Genomic DNA, 18,548 nt, shown 5'->3' on the forward strand with positions numbered 1-18,548 from the left:
CTTATCGGTTTCGTGCCAGGAACTGAACAGCGACGCTGGCCATGGCCTCGGACATGGGAACTGGCGGAAGGCTCGGATCTTCCTTTCCGACTATGGGCGTCACTAAGAACTCGCCAGACCAAGATGGCACGGCGAAGCTGTAGCCGAACAGTCCGAGTCCGTACTCTTTCTGGAGCTCGGCCTGGACATCTTTTGTCTCGTAGGTCGTACTGCCTGCGTTGAACCATTGGTAAGTCCAGGCCTCGCCTGTTGGTAGTAGCAATTCCAAGCGTCTTTCCATGGATGAGTAATTCTTGTTCCACAGGAATCCCGACGGCGACTTACCCGTGGAACTGAGCCAGCCCCGCTTTGGTGATAGTTCGAATTGCTGAGGCCTTATTTTCGTACCGAGGTAGGCGGCGAGTCCCCGGAGTTCTGATGCGACCAGATCCGCGGCATGCGCTCTGGCCTGACGGAGCTGTAGCGCAGCCCCATCTGCTTTTTGTTGGCTTTCTCGCATCTCCGCGAGCTTCCGTTCCACGGCATCTTCCAAGCTGCTCATTTCGCGATGCTAACAGTGAGGTGCGATGTATTGATCTATTACTTCGCAATTCTCATCAGGCTTCTTAGCTCAGTTGGGAGAGCGCACGACTGAAAATCGTGAGGTCCCCGGTTCGATCCCGGGAGTAGCCACGGGGGAGTAGCGTCCCTTCTTGTTCGCCGCGATGAGTCGAAACAGCGGTCGTGCTGTGCCGGTGCGGATAAACGGTGCCCAATACCGATGAGGGAAAACCTGCCCAGGCATGCGGTCGTCCACGGGAACGAGATCCCGGGCAGGTGTCGGGCCCCGCTAAGGCCCTAACCCTGCATTGCCGGGGTGGTGTAGAGGCAACACGACAGTCTGCCAGTCTGTTATCGCGGGTTCGATTCCCGTCTTCGGCTCGAAGTACCCATGCGGGAGTAGCTCAGTTGGTAGAGCGTCGGCCTTCCAAGTCGATTGTCGCGAGTTCGAGTCTCGTCTCCCGCTCGAAGGCGCCTTTGCGCGCCATCACGCCTCCGTAGCTCAGCGAATAGAGCGGCGGCCTTCTAATCCGCGGGTCGCAGGTTTGAATCCTGCCGGGGGCACAACGAACGGCGCGCGGGAGGCGCTTCCGGGTCGGCCCTACTGGGCATACCTGAGATGATGGTCGCCGAACGCATGAAAGGCGGCGCCCCAATGACCGAACTGAACATTGAGTACGGCCCGGATCAACTCAGTTCAGACGAACTCCTGAACCTCCTCCACCAGATTGTGGGCGGCCGCGGATCCGATTCGATCTCGTGGATCGGCGCTGAAGACGGTGTCCTCCTGGAAGACATCTACGGTCCCAAGCCGACCCTCGAGGAATTCAAGGCCCGCATCACGGCCGAGCAGGCCTTCGTCGACGAGAAGCTGAGGTCGGAGGAACCGGTCTTCGTGAACACAGCCAGCGGTGCCCGCCGGATCCACAAACCGTCATGCCACCATGTCCGGCACACGCTCGACCGGGTTGAGTGCTGGTCGTTTGTCCTGAGCGGCTACGCGAGGCTCCGCCCGGAAACAATCCGTGGCGTCTACCGCTTGCCGGACATTCTGACCCGCGCTGAGGTGGAGGCCCTGAACAGTTACGCCGCCTGCCAGGTCTGCGCTCCGACCCTCGACCACCCGCGGAAGCGGCACATCCTGAACTCCGGACCCATGAAAGCGCTGAGCTTCGGCCCGAGCCACATGGGCCGGGAGGTCGCTACACCGGAAGGGGAGTGGCTCGGCACCCTGGTCAGCCACCAGCGGATCGTGACCGCCGAGGGAGTACGCAGCGTCACGACGACGACAGAACGGGTCATCGAGGGTGACGGGACAGAGAAGTACACAGTCGCACCGAAAGCCGACTGAGCATCGGGGAGAGACCTTCCGGCCGCCGTACACATGAGTGAAGTCAGGTCCGCCGAACACGGTCCGTGACCGGGTGCTTCCGCCCGATCGAACGTCCTGAGAATGGCGATTCGTGAAGCAAGCCCAGTTGTCCATTCTGGGTAGTCAAAACGGACGCAGCGGTGACGGGCCTGTTCGGCGCCCGGCGCCGCGCTGGGGCTCTAGCTCAGATGGCAGAGCGACGGTCGACGAGGGCGCCCTTTGGTCGGCTGTGTCGGTGGTTCGAGTCCACCGGGTCCCACGGATGATTTCGATCATCTACCAGGGGGTGAATTGATTCGACATTCGATGATCCTTTCGGGAAGAAGCGGGTAAGGAAGCGCACGGGAATCCTTTCAAAAATCCGGGCAACAAGAGATGCCAACGCAACTCGCTCTGACCTCGCTCTCGCCGCTTAGCCGGCCGGAGACCCAATCGGGGTCTGTCTCAAACCGCATCAGGCAAATGGTTTCGGCCGCGGTTTAGGCATCAGCTAAAGGACACCTGAATGACGGCGGAGCTGCGTGCCGGCATTCGTATTAGCAGCTAGACCGGGACGGTCCGTTGTTCGCCATGAACCGGCCGGGTCGATAAGCACCAAGGCGGACTACACCCGTAGAAGAGTCCGGAAGCATTGCGTGGACCCGGGCTCGCTACCCGGCACCTCCACCCCTGGCCGGGGCGCCCACAGCGCCCCGTCTTTTCATGGCGCTGTGGGCGAATTGGCAAGCCGGCAGTCTGCAAAACTGTGCCTTCGGGCATTGCCGGTTCGAGTCCGGTCGGCGCCTCTAAGAAATGCCTGGAAGTTTGGCCGAGTGGTAAGGCGTCTGTCTTGAAAACAGCAGCCGGGTGTCACAGCCCGCGGGGGTTCGATCCCCTCAACTTCCGCCACGGTGACAGCCAGTGGCTCCTCCGCACACATGAAGTCTGCCGGGAGAAAGCCCGGCCTCAAGCCGGAAGGAACCACTATCTCTGTCTTTTCAACACCGTCCCGGGCCCGGTTACAGCCTTCGCGATCTCTTGCGTCCACGGACCGCCCGAGCAGCGCTTCGAGTCGTACCCGGCAGTCCAGTCGTTCCTGCAGGCTGAGCTGGACGCCCACGGCGGCACCGGCCACCTGGCCGAATGCGGTGATGAGTTCTGCGCCGCGATGCGCATGTCCGTCGAGCCCCTCGAGGCCGATCCTTCACCGCGGATGAACGTCAGCGGTTCCAGCGCCGGTGCCTTGCTCCGCCTGCTCGGCTACGCCGTAGACGGCTACTCCGTCTCCGGGTCGGACACCGCCGGGAACGTCCTGGGACGGATCCAGGCTGCCCATGCCGCCAACACGGACGGCAGCGGCTACGTGGCCGCTCGCCTCGCGGAGCTGCACAGCATTGCCGAGTTCTCGGCCGCCCGCGGCCGTGACGTCCAGTGGGCCTGAGCGGGGCTCAGGAGGGGAGGAGGCTCTGAGTTTCGGCCGTCGCCGGCTTTGCCGCATAGGGATAGCCAGACAACAGCGGCACCACCCAATGAGGAATCGCATGGCCCCGCAACACACCGTTGACCCTGAGCTGAAAAGCTTCGTCAGCAACAAGCTCCTGTTCAGCCGCCTGGACGAGGCCGCAGCTACCGACGCCCTGGAATTTCTGGGCGCGACAGAGGCCGGCGGAGAGGCCGCCGAACACCTCATCGAGCCAGCCGAGCTGGTCGGCGTTTAGCACCATCCAAACCCGCCACAACACCCAAAGCTTTCAGAAAGAGAACCGTGAGCACTTCCCTCCCCGCCGACACCATCCGCGACGTCATCATCGTGGGTTCCGGGCCCGCCGGCTACACCGCCGGCATCTACACCGGACGGGCCAACCTCAAGCCTCTGATTTTGGCCGGCATGCTGGAGCCAGGCGGTGAATTGATGAAAACGACCGAGGTTGAAAACTACCCGGGCTTCCCCGAAGGCATTGACGGTCCAGACCTGATGGCTAACTTCGAAGCCCAGGCGGAACGCTTCGGCGCGGAGATCATCTTCGAGGAAGCCACGGACCTCGACCTGGACGGTCCGGTCAAGAAGGTCACCGCCAGCGACGGCGAGGTTTACCTGGCCCGCTCCGTGATCATCTCCACCGGCTCAGCGCACCGGAAGCTCAGCCTGCCGAACGAGAGCGAGCTCTCCGGCCGCGGCGTGTCCTACTGCGCCACCTGCGACGGATCGTTCTTCCAGGACAAGGAGGTAGCAGTGGTTGGCGGCGGCGACTCAGCCGCGGAGGAAGCTCTGTTCCTGACCAAGTTCGCCAAGGCGGTCCACCTCATTGTCCGCGGCGACCAGCTGCGCGCTTCGAAGATCATGGCGGACCGCGTTCTGTCCCACCCCAAGATCGAGGTTCTGTTCAACACCCAAGTGGCCGCAATTGCCAGTCGACAATTGGTGGACGGTCAAGAATCCATGATCGGCATCAAGACCGCGGATCGGTCCGGGAATATTGAGCATCTGCCCGTCCAGGGCCTGTTCATCGCCATCGGCAACGACCCGCGCACCAACTTGGTGAAGGGCCAGCTGGAGCTCACGGAGGCCGGCACCATCGCCGTGCAGGGCCGAACCTCTAAGACGAACCTGCCCGGCGTCTTCGCTGCCGGCGACGTCATCGACCCGACCTACCGCCAGGCGATCACCGCCGCGGCGTCCGGTTGCGTCGCAGCCCAAGACGTTGAGCACTTCCTGGCAAACACCGTCCCGGCCCAGCTGGAGGCGGCCACGGCCTGAGTGCCGATCCGCGCTGGTGTAACTGGCAGCACGCCGGTCTTTGGAACCGGATGGTCGAGGTTCAAACCCTCGGCGCGGAGCCACGCGCAGTAGAGGACTGAGAATATGCCCGAAACCCGGGGTGCCCATTACATAATGGCGTCAGTTCGTGTTGAATTTCGGGGAGGTAAACATGGGAGCTTTTGAAGAAGCTGCCGACAAAATGGCCGCCGAGCGCGAGGCTGGATTAGCCAGAAGCCGGGAGCTTGCCGCCCGGAAGGAGTCAGTGGTTGGAGAGTTCCTCGCCAAGGTGTCGGAGGCTGGCATCAAGCCAATTCCCCTGGGAATCCGTGGCCAGCAGATCGTCAAGCATCGGGGGCTGATCAAGCGCTCTGCATATATCCAGGACGAGTACATCGAATTCAAACGAGGATGGGTAGTCTATCCAGGCGCCCACGACAGGGAATCCGATCACTGGCTAATCGTTGTTTCAACGGACAGCGACCTATACGGCTTCCCGAATAGAGGTCACCTTTGGTCCCGGGGGCCGCTCGATAAGTGGATTGGTGCGCCGGACGGACCGTTCTACGCTTTCGAGCGCTCAAGCGAGGCCCCCCAGCCAAAGCTGTACCTTCATGACTCTGAAGCCGATGAACTGGTCCGGTCCATGGTTGGCTACATCGAGTCGAATAGCTAGGCAACTACAACACCAAATCCCCTTCACGTTCGCTCTGGATCCCGCTAAAACCGCTCTCACGAAAGTGGGGGCATAGATAAGTCAGGAGCCGCGAACACAACAGGAAAGGGGCGCGGATGTCATGGAGAGCGTTCTGGTTCTCAACGCAGGGTACGAGCCCCTGCACAGGGTCTCGCTGAAGCACGCCATCAGGATGGTCCACCGCGGGGTCGCCGAAGTCCTCAAGGACGACGGGGAGCTCTTCGGACCGTTCGCGCGCCCCCTGGTCCTGCGCCTGATCCGCTACGTCAAGATGACCTGGCGCGCCCGCCCCAGCTGCACCAAGGAAGCCGTGAAGCGCCGCGACGGCCGGTGCGCCTACTGCACGAAGGGAAAGGCCGAGACGGTCGACCACGTCATCCCGCAGTCCCGCGGCGGCCGGAACACCTGGACGAACCTGGTCGGCTGCTGCTTCAAGTGCAACCAGTACAAGGCCGACCGGACTCCACCGGAGGCTGGCATGAAGCTGCTCCTGGCGCCTTATGTTCCCAAGGAGCGGCCACCGCTGCTGCCGGACTTCGACTACGCACTCCTGGCATAAAGAAGGGCCCCTGGCATTGAACTCCAGGGGCCCTTTCCGTGTTCGGCAGCCCATAACTAGGCGAGGATTTTAGAGAACTCTGCATTGAGGTCGGCGCAGTAGTTCTTCGCCCCGACGGTGAGCAGGCTGGTAAGGTCCTTGGCGGCCTCGGGGGTCATGGCGTCGGTCGATCCGGTGGCTGCCGTCAGGGCTTGCTGGAGCAAGGCATCTTTCCCGGTTTCGCCGTTGGCCACGGTGGCGCAGGAAAGTTGCGCGATGACCGTCAGCTTGTCGTTCTCGATCGAGTCCAAAGTCGTCGTGTCTTTGCGCGCCTCGGCGTAGAACGCCTTCTCCTTCATCACAGGCTTCTGGTAGTCCCAGAGCGTTTTGTTCGGCTTGGGCCCGTCGGTTGCGGCGCTGCCGAAATGGGGGTCGGCGGTGTTGGAGGGGTTCGGTTCGACGGACGGGGGAGCTGCTGCGGGGGCGGAGCAGCCGACAGTCAGCGCCAGGGCACCTGCCGTGAGCGCCAGCGATGCGAGTTTCTTCATGAGGATCCTTCGACCAGGACGGGAACAGCCTTCATCAGGAAACATGCGTAGGTACACAGCCCACGGACGCGATGGAGGCCCAGCCTTGGACTCAGAGGTCCCGCAGGGGTCGTAGTTCCTTGTCTTTGAAGGTCTCGGGACGGGCGCGGGGATTCGAGTCTGCGTCGAGGAACAGCCGGTAGTAAACGGTGCTGAGTCGGCCTGCGACGCCGCTGAGGGTTCCGGCACGATAGACGTGCTCGGTCCAGCCAACACCGAGAATGGCCTGGACCCAGGCGTCGCATTCTCCGGACGGCAGGGAGGTACGGTTTCCCATGAGCCGGTGGTGGCCAGCGAGGGAGATAGTGATGCAGCGCTGGCCAACCAGGGACGGGTCTTCAGCGAACCAGTCCAGGTCTGAGGTGTCAGCGACGATAGTCAGGTCCACTTTGGAGTCCGTCAGGGTCCGCACTGGCCCGAAGCGGGGAAGCTCACGTCGTTCTGCGTGCTGGTTCCCTGCGTGCGACCGGCCCTCCGGTCCCAGGATCTTCTTCCGGAAGTCGGCGAGCTCTTCGCGGTACTTTTCCTGTATTTGTACACTCAATGCATTAGTGTCCACCCGGACAACTTACCCGGAGCAACGTTCAGTCGATGAAAGAGGCACGGTTCAAGTCCGGCGGAGCCTATAGGTGGGACCGTCTCTCGTCTACATTGATCTCAAATGGCTGTCGCCGTGGGTGCGAGACCGGGCCGAGGCTCCCCGCCAATAAGCATCAGCGGGTGATGCGCCGGTCCGGAGTGATTGGCGGTCTAGCGACGGCAGTGCCTTCAAGTAGTTGCACACCGGGAGATGCGCTGCAGTAGGCCCGGAGCTCGGTGTAATCAAATTCCTTCGTATTGTGATTGTCGAGGACGCACATATAAGCCAACGGCGCAGGACTATCGGGGTATTCGCGGCTGAACTCGTCCAAAAGGAGCGCGAGCTTGTCAACGTCTTGGAAAAGAGCATCCTTCTTGAAGCTGCCCTGGGTTGTAGCCCCGATCTTGAGCTCACTGATGACGGCCAGGTCTTTCAACAGGCCCAGGCCCGAGTCATCGGAAGCTTTGCCCAGCCGGTTGGCGTAGTGGGGCATCGTGATGCCGGGCCGGCGCGTGATGACAGCGTCTGGCTCTGCCTCTCCGTTCTTGTACCGTGCCTTCAGCGGTGACGTGAACAGCTTCGTGTGGATCTTCGGTTCGCGGGCAACCCTGTCGATACCGAACTGGGAGATCAGGTAATGCGCGAACCATGCCTGGTAGGAGGCTTCCGGAGCCCAGAAGTGGCCACAGGTCTGGGCGAACACACTCCAGGCAGCCTTGAATTTGATGTCCACCTGTTCGTCTGGGTATGTCGTCACGATGGCAGCATATCTTCGTCGGGACCGGCGATGGGCAGCATTACGGGGTCCGCGCTTTTGGTGCCCTAATGCTCTGCGGGTTTCGTCGAACAACAGAGATACGGAACAGGTCAAGATCCGAAGACGGTAGAGTCTGGGCCCGGGACAATGAGGCCGGCGCAACAATTGACCTTTTTCGACACACAGCTGCAATCTGCTTTGAGTAATGGGTAATACTTTGGTTCAGTGGCTGTCTACGTGACGGAGTTAGAGATGAAAAAGGCTATGCTCATCGCTTTCGCGGCGATATGTTTGACTCTTTCTGGATGCTCTGCCACGACGGAGCCTCAAGGCTTGGCTGGTTCAGATTCTCAGGCTGCATCGCCGGCAGCGCAGGAGGTCACAAAAATTTCAATGCCGCTCCGCTCTCATTCCGCTGAGCAAATCGTGACAGTTCTGCGCAGTCTGCGCGATGGTGAGGGCAAAGCCCCCTCCTTCATCACTGACGACGCGTCGATCCGTGAGCAGGTCGCAGGAACCTCGAAGGCGCAGACATCTGTGCTCAGCAGAGTCCAAGTGCTGCCTGAAAGATGTTCATCTTTTCTTGACCTCGCTTCCTCTGCAGATTCTTCGCTTATACGGGGCATGGGCATGGTTGGGGTGAACGGAGCCTTTGCTTCGATCGGTATAGTGCTGGACGAAACCGGCGGCCATAAAAAGCGGATCGAGGAAAGCAAAGCGTTGCTAAACGATTGCGGAGAAGTCACGCTACGGTCTGCCGAAAATGAGGCTTCGATGTCCATGAAGCTCCTTCCCCTTGAGTCCTCAGCCGAGGACGGCTTCGCAATGAGCGCGACGGCGAACGCTCCGACGCAGACGAAGATTGTTGGCGTGACCGCCGCCTCTGGCAGCGTCTTGGTCAACGCAGTGGCAATTTCGTCTGATGTGTTGCTTGCGGACTTCGAAGAAACCGCGGCTCTGAAATCCCTTCGTGACTTGGCTGAACAGGCTCTGGATAAGTTCGCTGGGCTTCCAGAATCCTCGGCTGAAGCAACCGTGAGGGCCTCTGGGTCGGCGGCAGAAGTCAAGCTACGAAATGCTCTCACGGGCAGCTGGAGCGGCCCAGTCACCGGTGATAATAGTGCGTACCATGTTGAAGCGACGATTAGTCAGAACGCGACCGGCCTCGTGGCCACCGTCAGCTACCCCGAACTCAATTGCACGGCGACCTGGACTGAGACCGGCATTGGCAGTCAAGACGTCGACATGCTGGAGCGTGTGCAAACTGGGCACAGCCGATGCGCCGACAACGTGAAACTTTCATTGCTCAGCGTGGCGAACACCAATGTCATCGTGGCATTTGAGAGCAAAACCAAGCCAAACCTAAAAGCTTTGATGAAGCCAGAATAGGGTCCGTTGCCCGTCCTCATCAGACACCGCGAAGCGTACGGGTCGAGCTGGTCAGCCGGCCTAAATCGTCCAGTGCGGCCGAATCAAGGAAGCCGGCGACTTCAATGGTCCCATCGGGCCGTACCCGGATGTCGACCCTGTTACGCGCGAGCTCTGGCCGGTAGTCCTTGTACCGGTCCGTGAGGTGGATGAAGCGCTGGTTCCCGGAACCGACGAGGGCACGGTCCGTTTCGGGGTTCCAGTCCTGGTAGGGACCGTCGACGAGCAGGTCCACCTTGGCCAGGAAGGCTCGCGTGGAGTCGTCCCGTTCGCGGAGGGCCTCGTACTCGTACCCGGAGAAGGCGATGACGCCCAAGCCGGCGGCTCGGGCTGCTGTAGCCAGGGAGCAGCCGGCGTCGGGTTGGTCGAACGGCTCACCGCCGATCAAGGTTAGGCCTTCCACTCCGGCAGCGACCGCGTCATCGATGATCCCCGCCACGGGCAGCTGCGTTCCGCCGCGGGGGCTGAAGAGGTGGGGGTTGATGCAGCCCTTGCAGCGGATGCTGCAGCCTTGAAACCAGATAGCGGTTCGCAAGCCTGGCCCTTCGGCCATCGTGCCATGTAGGACGCGGCCGACGCGGAGCATCGGCTCGTGGATCAAATGTCGAGCTTTCGGGCGCTGTGACTTCCCTGTGGTGCCGGCTCCTGCGCAGGGGGAGCAGGGGAGGCCTGCGCAGCGCCGAAGGTGAGCTTGTTCCGGTGCGGGATCAGCAGGTGCGGCGGCACTTGAGCCCTGGACATGAGCTGCTCGAACGAGGTGAAGGCGCCAAGCTGCTGACGTGCGCCGACAATCCGGTTGGCTGTCCCGCTGTCGACACCTAGCGTCGTGATTATGTCCTGAACGTTCGCTGCGTTGACGTCGATGGTGCCTCCAGGTACATCTGTCGGCGCCGAATGTTGTGCTGGTACTGTCTGGGTGGGCTGCGGCGCGAAGGCCGCGGCGGCAGCGTTGGGGTTGTAGCCGTGGGCAGGTGCGGGGTTGTTGGTGGACTGCGTGGCGCCGGCCTTGGCGTACCACTTCCTGTCGTCGACGTGGGCTTTCCAGATGAGCCACTTCTTGTTCGTGACGAACGAGGCGATCACCCCGCCGATGAAGGAGGTAAACATGACCCAGCCCCAGATGGTGAGTTCAGGGGAAGACTTGGGTGCTGCTTTGGTCCCGGAGTCGATCATGCTGGAGGTCGCCATCACTCCGATACCCACGATGAGGAATCCGATGCCCATGCCGATCCAGAGCTTGTTCTTGGATTTCACGCCGCGGATGAGGAAGTTGACTCCGGTGAGAAGCCCGAAGGAGAGGATGCTCCAGAGGACGCCGGCGCTGTTCCGCAGACGCCAGGACCGCGAGCAGAGTTTTTCTTCGGGTGTCATCGGTCTGCCTCATTTTCGTACTGGTATGTCGTCTGATCTGTGGTGGCTTGCTGGTAGTACGCCGGTGTCAGCCGCGAGTCGGTGATGACCGCGTTGGGCAGCAGGGCCTGGATAGCTGCGAGCTCGTCAGCGCAGCTCGGCCCGGGTCCGTGAGCTTCGGCGGTGATGGACCCAGTCGCGGAGACGGTCACCGTGATGGTTTTCTTCTGCGTCATGATGCCTCTTCGAAGACGAGTTGGACTTCGCCGTTGGCGGCCGTTTGGGAGACGAGGACCATCCCCATCTCCGCGGCGCGGGCATGGAGGGATTCGATGGTGCGTTGCTGCAGCAGCGCTCCGACACTCATGTCCAGGGCAGCCAGCAAGTTGCCGGTCTGGTTCTCGTCATTGTCGACCCGGCCCAGGAAGGTCTCACCGATGCGCTGGAACGTGATGCGCCCGTAGGGGCTGCTGCCGGTGACGCGGTCTTCGGCGATGCTCAGGTCGGTCGCTCCAATGGCCAGCAGGGCGTCTTGAAGGAGTTGTTGGTCGGTGATGCGCGTGGTTTTGCACTTTTCGCACAGGTCGGTGCTCTTGGCTTCCCGGATGGCAGCGATAGCTGCAATGCCGAGAGGGATGAGAAGGACTTCGAGGCTCATCGGGTCCGCCTAGAAATCGATCTGGCGGCCGCCGCGCCAGGAGTTGACGTCTGTGCTGGCCTCGGCGCCTGTGGTGGAGTATTCCTCCCGGGCGCTGATGGAGGTGGCTGCCACGGCGCGGGTGGAGGCCCAATCGCGGATGCCTTTGATTTGCTCCGCTTGTGTGACCGACAACGGAACGGTGTTGGAGATGGCGCGGCGCAGGTCCTTTTCGTTCAGCATGCGTCGTTCCGAGAACGCTTCGAAGCATGCGCTGACGGCGGCTTCGGCGATTTCGGCCCCGGAGAAGCCCTCGGTGAGTTCCGCCAAGAGCTCCAGCGAACCCTCGGTGGTTTCGAAGTCGCCGCTGGCTGCTGAGTCGGTAGTAAGCCGCTTCTCCAATTGGATCCGCCAAATGTGGACCCGTTCTTCCTTGGTGGGAAGATCCACGAAGAAGATCTCATCGAAGCGGCCCTTGCGAAGGAACTCCGGGGGCAGGGAGTCGATCTTGTTGGCTGTGGCGATGACGAAAACGGGGTTCTTCTTTTCCTGCATCCAGGTCAGGAAGGTGCCGAACACCCGCTGGCTGGTTCCGGAGTCGCCGCTGCCGCTGGAGCCGAATCCTTTCTCGATTTCATCGATCCACAGGATGGACGGCGAAACGGCTTCGGCGAGCTTCAGGGCGCCGCGCATGTTTTGTTCGCTGGAGCCGACCAGTCCGGAGAAGACCCGGCCAACATCCAGGCGGAGCAACGGTAGCCCCCACAGTGTGGCCATGCAGGTGGCGGTGAGGCTCTTTCCGCAACCGGGGACACCGGTGATGAGAACACCCTTTGGCGCCGGGATAGACCAGCGCTGAGCTTCGGGCAGCCATGACCCGTTGCGCTTGTTCAGCCACTTCTTCAGGTTCTCCAAACCGCCGACGTCGTTCATGGTCCCTTCAGCAGGGATGAACTCCAACAGCCCGGACTTGCGGATGGTTTGGCGTTTCTCGTCCAGGACCAGTGCGATGTCGGAGGCATCCAACCTGCGGTCTGAAGCGATGGCGCGGGCGAAAGCGTTCTCTGCCTCGCCCAGGGTCAGGCCTTGGGCGGCCTGAATGAGGCGCTGGCGGTCGTCGGCGGAGAGGTCGACGACGATGGATGCTGCGTTGGCGCCTACGATCTCGTCGAGGACGCCTTCGATTTCGCCGGCCGTCGGCAACGGCAGGTCAACGACGGTGACTTCCTTTTCAAGATCGGTTGGGAGTGTCATGCCGGGGGAGACGATGATCAGCGTGTGGGGCACTTCGCCGGTGCGGAACGCCAGCGCTGCGTCCTGGACGGCGCGGACCATGGTCGGTTCAGCGGGTCGGCCCTGGGATCCGAGGAAGTGGTGGAGGTCGAAGAACACGAAGATGGTCGGCTCGGGGGCCTTGATGGCTTCGTTAAGCGCAGTGTCCGGTGACGTAGGCTTTCCGGACTGTCCCGGGGAGTGCAAACCCTTCGACACGGTGTAGGCGACAACTTTGCGCGGGCGCCGCAGATCAGGGCTGACAGCGACAGCCTCCGCGGCGGCAATCACCCGGTTGCCTTCATGGGTCTCCACGAGCAGAATCGGGTGCCTTGCACGGATCAACTCGACCAATGTTGTCCCGAAGATCAACGGCGTCCTTGCATTCACTTAGGCTCCCCCAACGTTTTCAATGCCACAACTCCGGGCAGCATATCCCAGCCGCATGTGGAGGAGAACCAGATGACCGGCAAGCGTCATGTGTGGCGCAGGCACCAGGTTCTGTGGTGTTTAACAACGTCGTCGAGCGGGTACTGAAACATCGGAAAGAAGTGCGCCGGAGTGGGCCAGTCTCAGTCAGCCAGCCAGCCACTCCGGCAACGGAATGCTGAGCCGCCCAAGAAGCCTGACGACCGTATCTTCCACGAACGTGTCCTCGGGCTCTTCAACAGCCTCGACTGCCATGAATGCTCTGAGTTCTTCGGCAGGCACTGCTAAACCTGCCACTTCGGTGACCCAAGCAGAGAATCTTTCCGATTCGGCCACCAGGTCCACTGGCTCACTGGCGTCAGGGTTTTCGAAGTAGTCCCGTGGCTGGAATCCCAAGTAGAAGCGCCCGGAAGCTCCCTCATGGGGACGATAGTCGATCGTGGCGATGTCGCTGTCGTGCACGGAGAGGCGGAGTTGCCACCCATCGACTGCCTCGTTTCCAGACCATAATCCAGAGTTGTAAACGGACGTCTCAAAATTGCCCATGTGCGGTCCTTTCCAGCGGGGACACCGTATCAAGGCACCCTGCGTCGTTCGGGGGCTGCATTGTTCTGGGTTGTCTCCTCGAGCATGCCGAATGCGTTAGGGGCACCGAGTTTCCACCTGGTGCTGAGCGTCGAGTTAGTCCTCCAGATGGAACTCGACGCGGTACCTCATGAACCTGATGTTCGGAGCCACTGACAGAGCCCTGCGGATCTTCTTGTCGTCGTCCAGGGCAATGATCAGACCTTCGACCTCCTGGCCTGGTTCCAGCATCGTCTCCTGGACGAAGCCCATGTACCGCTGAACCTGGCCGACCACGGCGTCACTGGCCCGTCCGCGCTTGAGCTCGACCACGAGGATCCGCTTGCCGTCTTTGCTGACCGCCAGGATGTCCATGGGGCCGGTGTCGGTAGGGTACTGCTGGCCGGCGATCTGGCCGTCCTCTTCGTAAATGTCGTAGTCGCGGCCCAGGATCGTGCTGCGCCAATTGCTCACCAGGAAATCCTCGAGCTGCTTCTCCATCTGGAAGGCGAGCTGTTCCTCCACCTCGGAGGCGAAAACGGCCTCCATGACGGGCGCGGAATCGGTGACACGGGTCAGCTGTGCCAGCTCAGCAGAATGGGCGGCCAGTTCGAGGACCGTCTGCTGGGTGCCCGCCGAGGACGCCAGGGCGGGACTCATTTCATCGCGGCTGAAGGCGCCCTTCCAATCAACCCGGCGGCGGTGGGGAAGGGCGGTGCCAGGGTGGTACTCGTAGCCGGATGCCACTACGCCGAACTGGTAGGTCCTGTCCGGTTTGGGCGCAAGAACGACGTCGCCTTCCTGGATGCCCTCGCAGGCCGACCACAGCCTACCCATGCCCAGGCGGCACCGATCTTCGTTGTCCACGGGTACAGCTCCTGATACACGCCGTTCAATGCCTTGCGGAACGATTCGGAGCCTGAGCCGAGATGCGGTCTGATGTCGTAGTCGCCGATGTAATCGACACCCAGGTATCCGGTCTCGATCATTTCCTGCGCGTTGATGCCACCTTTGCCCTGACGGACAACCCAGTACGACGTCACTCTTCTCCCAGCCAACGGCCCCCCTGCGGACCAGTCTCTTCCGACTCTGAATTTACAGGATCGCGACACAAACCCACGGGAGGACCGATGGCAGAGCGCAGCCCCCGGAATTGAGAAGAAGGGGCGTTAGGCGGCGACGAGCTCGTCGCGGAGGTAGCGGAACATCCGGGTGCCAACCTCGGCGGTGACCCCGAACTCACGGTTGCGTCGTGCGAGGACAGCCAGCCGATCGGCAGCCTCATTTCCTTCATCTCCACGGTGACCTTTCACCCAACGGAACACGATGGGCATGTGTCGGGTCTCCTCGAGGATGCGTTTGGCAAGCTTGATCTGCTCAGCAGTGAACGAGGACGGCCGGCGGCCGACGCCAATGATTCGCAGGACGCGAAGGGCTGCCTTGGAGTCGGACTGGACGACGACAGTGCCCTGTCCCGCTACCGGGACGGGATGCCGGCTGATGAGGGACTGGACGGCCCAGCGGATCGCCAGCAGCTCGCCGGTCAGGATGTCTCCGGGTCGCGCTACATCGGCAGTCTTCTGGCCGCACGAAAGCACGGTGCCGTCTTCGGCGGCGACTACCCAGCCCAGCCCGGCTACCTGGCCGCCGTTGGCGATGGACGCGTCGGTGCTGACCACCACACTGCGGGCGTTAGGGTTCAGCCGGACTTCAGTGGAGACAGCCATCTCTTCCAGGGCCTTGACCACGGCGGTGCGATGGCCGCAGACGGCTGTCGTCTCGGAAAGAAGTACGTTTGGCACGCAGTCGATCATTCCGGCGATCGCTTTGCGGACCAGGATGTTGGATACGTCGAGCATGACGTACTGGTGTTTGGTGGCGATTTCCAGGACAGCGGAAAAGGCTGCCAGCACTGCTTCTGTGCGGGTGGCGCCGAACGATTCCTGGGCAGGGACCTCGCCTGTGCGGATATGGAGGCCGCCATCGTCGTCAAGGACACCGATACCCCACCGTCCGCTGTTCTCCAGGACCCGGACGTGGAGGATGACGTCGGTGGGCGCTCCTGCTGTGGGGAGTGGTGTGGTTGCTTCGGGCGCGGCGGACATGAGTGGCTCTTTCCGGTCATAGGTGCGGCACCTTGCCGCTCACACTTCATGTGTGCGGCATATGGATCGGGAGTTCCCACCGCTGCCGGGGCGTCTACGCATGTTCATGGGTATGGACCTGACGCGCGATCTGCGGATGCTTGAGGCATCCTTGAGCCGGAACTTCTACAACGGCGACAGCCTCGATGCCATCAGGCAATCGAAGGCTGATGGATACTTCCTCCTGACCGCCCCGCACGCAACGAACCGGTGGTCCGATGGTCGCAGAAAATTCGCTGACCAGTACACCGGGGCGATGGTTCAGCTGCTCGGGACAACGGCAGGGCAGGGCTGGCTCGCCAGCGACGGGATCAGCTCGGACTGGACCTACTGGGATGAGCGCAGTGACCTGTTCAAACTCGCACTGGACGACATGCTCGATGAGGGGCAGTACCTGATCAACGTAGTGGGAGTCAGCGCCCGGCACGGAGCGGACATTTACGTCGGGATCGGCAACGACCCTCGCGAAGAGGAGCTCGAAATGGCTGAACTCATTGAGGACACCTTCGCGGATTTCCACGTCATCACCGGCGGCCAGTTCAACGCGGTCAGCCCCAAGTCGGTCCGCAGCTATGCCCGCTCTACCGGCAGCGGCGCGATCCAGATTGAACTGGCACCGAGCATGCGTGACCCGTTGGAGCACCCGGACACGGCCGGGGAGTTTGTTCTCCGATTCGGGGAGCTGCTCGCGACCCGATCAGCCCGGTGCATGGCGAAAGACTCGTTGCTGGTTTAGTCCGCCGTGCTCTGACAAGTTTGGCCGGGTCAGCCTCCCAGCCTGACCGCACGCACGACGTCGCCCGCCTGCAGGCAATGGGTAGTGGCCTGCCACGACTCGTATCGCCCGTAGTTACGCGGATCCAGCATGAACTCCCAGCTCCGCTCAAGCTCCACCCTCAGGTCTTCGGGCCAGTGCCCGTATTCCGCGCCAGGGCCATGCCCGGCGGCCAGAATTCGTGACTGAACGTTCTCGTAGGCAAGGTCCCATCTGGCCCGGTAGTCATCGTCGCTCTCATCTGGCAGCTCAATGACCAGCATGTGGCGGTTCAAGGCCGAATGCCAGTCACCGTAATGCGAGAGCAGCACCCGTTCCCGGGGCACCCGGCAGGTCAGCAAGACGTCACCGGGCGAGGCCTTGCAAAGGTCGATGAGGTCATCGCGCCGGATCTGCGCCCAGAACCAGACCGCCCCGACCCCTACGGAGGTCAGCCGTGAAGCCATCTGCCGGTACAGCCAGTCGTAGGCGTCCGCATGCAGTGGCTCCACACGGGACGGATCCTACCTGTACACCCCGGTGGACAGCAGCTCGTCCACAACTTCCTGAGTCTGGATGGTGTGCAGCAGCAGCTGGTCGGCCGAGAGGTTATGGCCCATCCGACCCGCCGGGACAGCGTCGGCGGGACGGGCTGAATGGATGAAGAACGGCAAGGAATTATCATCGCCGAGAACGCTGGCGAAACCGGAACGGGTAGCCAGGCCTGGTGGTCCACACACATGAGCGGAAAACGTTCTTGAGGAGATCCATGCCCTGGCTGGTCAGCATCGTCAACTGCCCCATTGCCGCACCCCGGCCCGCCCCGACGTCTGCAATGGCCCGGTTCGATCATTGGTAGCCCTCTGGTCCCGGCAGGTTCCGGCAACCGCCGCGGACGGAGCAGGGGACTACGAGGACTTCGTCGAGCAGGCGGTGCGCCTTGAAGCTGCCCTCAGCACCTTCGGGGCTGGGAACACGTGGCTGGTGATCTCCACTGATCCGAGGATCGCCGTCAACGCCGGCACCGGGGAGGCACGCCCCGCCGCGGACCTGCAGCATCTGCCCCGCTACGGAACGCAGCCGAGCCGGCGCCACGAAGAGGCTGACATGGAGCAGGCCCGCCTCGCCTCCGACTACTACCGTTATGAGGCGTTCCTCTCCCGCGCCGGGCGGCGGCTCGCCGTCTGCGGTTTCGGGCTCGAAGGTCAAGGCACCGAACTCGGCGACGTCCTCGCCGGCTGGGCCGCAAACGACACCCGAAAGGCGTTCCTGAAGTCGGTTCAGATCAAGCAGTTCGCTTTCCCGGTGGATCTGCCGGACGGCTTCGGCCCGGGAGACGGGGCGCGGCTGGTTTACGACGCCCTCGACTACGGGGCCATGTACCTGGAGGGTGCGCGGGAGAGCATCATCGCCCAGGAGTTCGTGAAGATGGAGTACGAATATCGGGTGTTCGTCGTCGGCAACACGGTTGCGACCGCCGCCGGATGCGTCGAAGATTTACGCCTCTGGAGAACAACGGCTACCGCTTCGACAACCAGCTGCGCCGTCACCGGCAGGCAAAGTCGCCGGTGGAGGCTGAGCCTGCGATCGTCGGGCTCCTCACCAACTTCGCACGCAATGCCATCGACGCACTCGCCCTGGAGGTGCCGGCGCTGACCGATTACGTCATCGATGTGGCGCTGGGTCCCGGCGAGAAGCCTCTGATCGTCGAGTTGAACTCACTGCTGAACGCCGGCCTGTACGCCAGCGAGCCGGGCCGGGTTGCCGAAGCGATGGCAGCCCGGGAGCGGGGTCTGGTCGGCTAGTTGGCGCTGAGGTAGGCGTCGACGACGGATGCCTGGATGCGGCCGCGGGCGTTCACTTCCAGGCCTTCGGACAGGGCCCAGGCGCGGATGTCCTTCGAGGAGATCCCGGCAGCTTTCCCATCGGTGACCGGGCGCCTGCGACCCCCTGTGCGGCGGGCAGCTTCTGCGAATTTCGCCAGTGATGACCGCAGCTCGCCTGCGTTATCGTCGTTCAAGTCGATCTCGTAATCGACGCCGTCGAGGGAGAACGTGAGGGACTGGGTAGCTTCGGATCCGTCGACGTCATCGATCAGTTCAACTACGGTTTTTTGGGCCATCCGATGAGGGTATCACCGGGGGAGTCCTGCGGATTTGTCA

The 18,548-nt window shown here is 62.1% G+C and carries 25 protein-coding genes, 8 tRNA genes and 1 other RNA gene; 19 read left to right on the plus strand and 15 right to left on the minus strand.

The window, feature by feature from the left end:
• Position 1: 1 nt before the first annotated feature.
• Positions 2-541, minus strand: coding sequence for a hypothetical protein (locus HMI59_RS21760; protein ID WP_193594180.1), 540 nt, complete (start codon positions 539-541; stop codon positions 2-4).
• Positions 542-599: 58 nt separating this feature from the next.
• Between HMI59_RS21760 and HMI59_RS21765 the strand changes: the two genes are divergently transcribed.
• The 15 genes from HMI59_RS21765 (at position 600) to HMI59_RS21835 (ending at position 5,905) form a co-directional block, all read left to right on the plus strand.
• A tRNA-Phe gene (locus tag HMI59_RS21765) sits at positions 600-672 on the plus strand.
• A 178-nt stretch (positions 673-850) separates the two neighbouring features.
• Positions 851-921, plus strand: a tRNA-Gly gene (locus tag HMI59_RS21770).
• A gap of 12 nt (positions 922-933) precedes the next feature.
• Positions 934-1,006: transfer RNA gene (locus HMI59_RS21775), tRNA-Gly, on the plus strand.
• Between the two features lie 25 nt (positions 1,007-1,031).
• Positions 1,032-1,104, plus strand: a tRNA-Arg gene (locus tag HMI59_RS21780).
• 91 nt (positions 1,105-1,195) lie between these two features.
• Positions 1,196-1,891, plus strand: coding sequence for a hypothetical protein (locus HMI59_RS21785; protein WP_193594181.1), 696 nt, complete (start codon positions 1,196-1,198; stop codon positions 1,889-1,891).
• 194 nt (positions 1,892-2,085) lie between these two features.
• Positions 2,086-2,171: transfer RNA gene (locus HMI59_RS21790), tRNA-OTHER, on the plus strand.
• A 23-nt stretch (positions 2,172-2,194) separates the two neighbouring features.
• Positions 2,195-2,581, plus strand: a transfer-messenger RNA (tmRNA) gene (gene ssrA / locus HMI59_RS21795).
• A 35-nt stretch (positions 2,582-2,616) separates the two neighbouring features.
• Positions 2,617-2,697, plus strand: a tRNA-Cys gene (locus HMI59_RS21800).
• 13 nt (positions 2,698-2,710) lie between these two features.
• Positions 2,711-2,800: transfer RNA gene (locus tag HMI59_RS21805), tRNA-Ser, on the plus strand.
• Between the two features lie 265 nt (positions 2,801-3,065).
• Positions 3,066-3,332 carry a hypothetical protein gene (locus HMI59_RS21810; protein ID WP_193594182.1) on the plus strand — a complete coding sequence of 89 codons (267 nt, stop codon included), beginning with the start codon at positions 3,066-3,068 and terminating at the stop codon, positions 3,330-3,332.
• A gap of 100 nt (positions 3,333-3,432) precedes the next feature.
• Positions 3,433-3,609: a hypothetical protein gene (locus tag HMI59_RS21815; protein ID WP_193594183.1), complete on the plus strand. Its 177-nt coding sequence runs from the start codon at positions 3,433-3,435 to the stop codon at positions 3,607-3,609.
• A gap of 47 nt (positions 3,610-3,656) precedes the next feature.
• Positions 3,657-4,649, plus strand: a complete 993-nt coding sequence (gene trxB, locus HMI59_RS21820; protein WP_193594184.1) for a thioredoxin-disulfide reductase — start codon at positions 3,657-3,659, stop codon at positions 4,647-4,649.
• Positions 4,650-4,656: 7 nt separating this feature from the next.
• Positions 4,657-4,732, plus strand: a tRNA-Gln gene (locus tag HMI59_RS21825).
• Between the two features lie 89 nt (positions 4,733-4,821).
• Positions 4,822-5,325 (plus strand): hypothetical protein, encoded by a 504-nt coding sequence (locus HMI59_RS21830; RefSeq protein ID WP_193594185.1) that lies wholly within the window; start codon positions 4,822-4,824, stop codon positions 5,323-5,325.
• Positions 5,326-5,446: 121 nt separating this feature from the next.
• The gene (locus HMI59_RS21835) at positions 5,447-5,905 is read left to right on the plus strand and encodes an HNH endonuclease (protein WP_193594186.1); all 459 of its coding nucleotides are present in this window, start codon (positions 5,447-5,449) and stop codon (positions 5,903-5,905) included.
• Between the two features lie 56 nt (positions 5,906-5,961).
• Here HMI59_RS21835 and HMI59_RS21840 read toward each other — a convergent pair whose 3' ends face one another.
• From HMI59_RS21840 to HMI59_RS21850, 3 genes are all read right to left on the minus strand, one after another.
• The gene (locus tag HMI59_RS21840; RefSeq protein WP_193594187.1) at positions 5,962-6,432 is read right to left on the minus strand and encodes a hypothetical protein; all 471 of its coding nucleotides are present in this window, start codon (positions 6,430-6,432) and stop codon (positions 5,962-5,964) included.
• A gap of 91 nt (positions 6,433-6,523) precedes the next feature.
• Positions 6,524-7,015, minus strand: a complete 492-nt coding sequence (locus tag HMI59_RS21845) for a hypothetical protein (protein WP_193594188.1) — start codon at positions 7,013-7,015, stop codon at positions 6,524-6,526.
• Positions 7,016-7,184: 169 nt separating this feature from the next.
• Positions 7,185-7,808 (minus strand): hypothetical protein, encoded by a 624-nt coding sequence (locus tag HMI59_RS21850; protein ID WP_193594189.1) that lies wholly within the window; start codon positions 7,806-7,808, stop codon positions 7,185-7,187.
• A 225-nt stretch (positions 7,809-8,033) separates the two neighbouring features.
• Between HMI59_RS21850 and HMI59_RS21855 the strand changes: the two genes are divergently transcribed.
• Positions 8,034-9,197, plus strand: a complete 1,164-nt coding sequence (locus HMI59_RS21855) for a hypothetical protein (RefSeq protein WP_193594190.1) — start codon at positions 8,034-8,036, stop codon at positions 9,195-9,197.
• Positions 9,198-9,216: 19 nt separating this feature from the next.
• Here HMI59_RS21855 and HMI59_RS21860 read toward each other — a convergent pair whose 3' ends face one another.
• From HMI59_RS21860 to HMI59_RS21895, 8 genes are all read right to left on the minus strand, one after another.
• Positions 9,217-9,771 (minus strand): 4Fe-4S single cluster domain-containing protein, encoded by a 555-nt coding sequence (locus tag HMI59_RS21860; protein ID WP_255527690.1) that lies wholly within the window; start codon positions 9,769-9,771, stop codon positions 9,217-9,219.
• A 62-nt stretch (positions 9,772-9,833) separates the two neighbouring features.
• Positions 9,834-10,607, minus strand: coding sequence for a helix-hairpin-helix domain-containing protein (locus HMI59_RS21865; RefSeq protein ID WP_193594191.1), 774 nt, complete (start codon positions 10,605-10,607; stop codon positions 9,834-9,836).
• A complete protein-coding gene (locus HMI59_RS21870; protein ID WP_193594192.1) occupies positions 10,604-10,822 on the minus strand; it encodes a DUF2997 domain-containing protein in 219 nt (72 codons plus the stop codon). Before HMI59_RS21870 ends, HMI59_RS21865 begins: the two co-directional genes overlap by 4 nt.
• A complete protein-coding gene (locus tag HMI59_RS21875; protein ID WP_193594193.1) occupies positions 10,819-11,244 on the minus strand; it encodes a hypothetical protein in 426 nt (141 codons plus the stop codon). Before HMI59_RS21875 ends, HMI59_RS21870 begins: the two co-directional genes overlap by 4 nt.
• Positions 11,245-11,253: 9 nt before the next feature.
• On the minus strand, positions 11,254-12,885 hold the full coding sequence (locus HMI59_RS21880) for an AAA family ATPase (protein ID WP_193594194.1): 1,632 nt from the start codon (positions 12,883-12,885) through the stop codon (positions 11,254-11,256).
• A gap of 186 nt (positions 12,886-13,071) precedes the next feature.
• On the minus strand, positions 13,072-13,470 hold the full coding sequence (locus tag HMI59_RS21885) for a hypothetical protein (protein WP_193594195.1): 399 nt from the start codon (positions 13,468-13,470) through the stop codon (positions 13,072-13,074).
• A 135-nt stretch (positions 13,471-13,605) separates the two neighbouring features.
• On the minus strand, positions 13,606-14,355 hold the full coding sequence (locus tag HMI59_RS21890) for an endonuclease NucS domain-containing protein (RefSeq protein WP_193594196.1): 750 nt from the start codon (positions 14,353-14,355) through the stop codon (positions 13,606-13,608).
• Positions 14,356-14,657: 302 nt separating this feature from the next.
• A complete protein-coding gene (locus tag HMI59_RS21895) occupies positions 14,658-15,593 on the minus strand; it encodes a ribonuclease H family protein (protein WP_193594197.1) in 936 nt (311 codons plus the stop codon).
• A 112-nt stretch (positions 15,594-15,705) separates the two neighbouring features.
• On the opposite strand from HMI59_RS21895, the gene HMI59_RS21900 reads away from it, so the two are divergent.
• Entirely contained in the window at positions 15,706-16,368 is a 663-nt protein-coding gene (locus HMI59_RS21900) for a hypothetical protein (protein ID WP_227471709.1), read from the plus strand.
• A gap of 29 nt (positions 16,369-16,397) precedes the next feature.
• Here HMI59_RS21900 and HMI59_RS21905 read toward each other — a convergent pair whose 3' ends face one another.
• On the minus strand, positions 16,398-16,898 hold the full coding sequence (locus tag HMI59_RS21905; RefSeq protein WP_193594199.1) for a DUF3841 domain-containing protein: 501 nt from the start codon (positions 16,896-16,898) through the stop codon (positions 16,398-16,400).
• A 12-nt stretch (positions 16,899-16,910) separates the two neighbouring features.
• Positions 16,911-17,060, minus strand: a complete 150-nt coding sequence (locus HMI59_RS21910) for a hypothetical protein (RefSeq protein WP_193594200.1) — start codon at positions 17,058-17,060, stop codon at positions 16,911-16,913.
• A 178-nt stretch (positions 17,061-17,238) separates the two neighbouring features.
• On the opposite strand from HMI59_RS21910, the gene HMI59_RS21915 reads away from it, so the two are divergent.
• Both HMI59_RS21915 and HMI59_RS21920 read left to right on the plus strand, forming a co-directional pair.
• Positions 17,239-18,042 (plus strand): hypothetical protein, encoded by an 804-nt coding sequence (locus HMI59_RS21915; protein ID WP_193594201.1) that lies wholly within the window; start codon positions 17,239-17,241, stop codon positions 18,040-18,042.
• A complete protein-coding gene (locus HMI59_RS21920; RefSeq protein WP_193594202.1) occupies positions 17,955-18,191 on the plus strand; it encodes a hypothetical protein in 237 nt (78 codons plus the stop codon). The genes HMI59_RS21915 and HMI59_RS21920 overlap by 88 nt, the downstream gene beginning before the upstream one ends.
• On the opposite strand, the gene HMI59_RS21925 is transcribed toward HMI59_RS21920, so the two are convergent.
• A complete protein-coding gene (locus HMI59_RS21925) occupies positions 18,188-18,508 on the minus strand; it encodes an Lsr2 family protein (RefSeq protein ID WP_193594203.1) in 321 nt (106 codons plus the stop codon). The two genes, HMI59_RS21920 and HMI59_RS21925, sit on opposite strands and share 4 nt — an antisense overlap.
• Between the last annotated feature and the right edge of the window lie 40 nt (positions 18,509-18,548).

This window comes from Paenarthrobacter sp. YJN-5, from assembly GCF_015040095.1.
GTDB classification, from domain to species: Bacteria; Actinomycetota; Actinomycetes; order Actinomycetales; family Micrococcaceae; genus Arthrobacter; species Arthrobacter ureafaciens.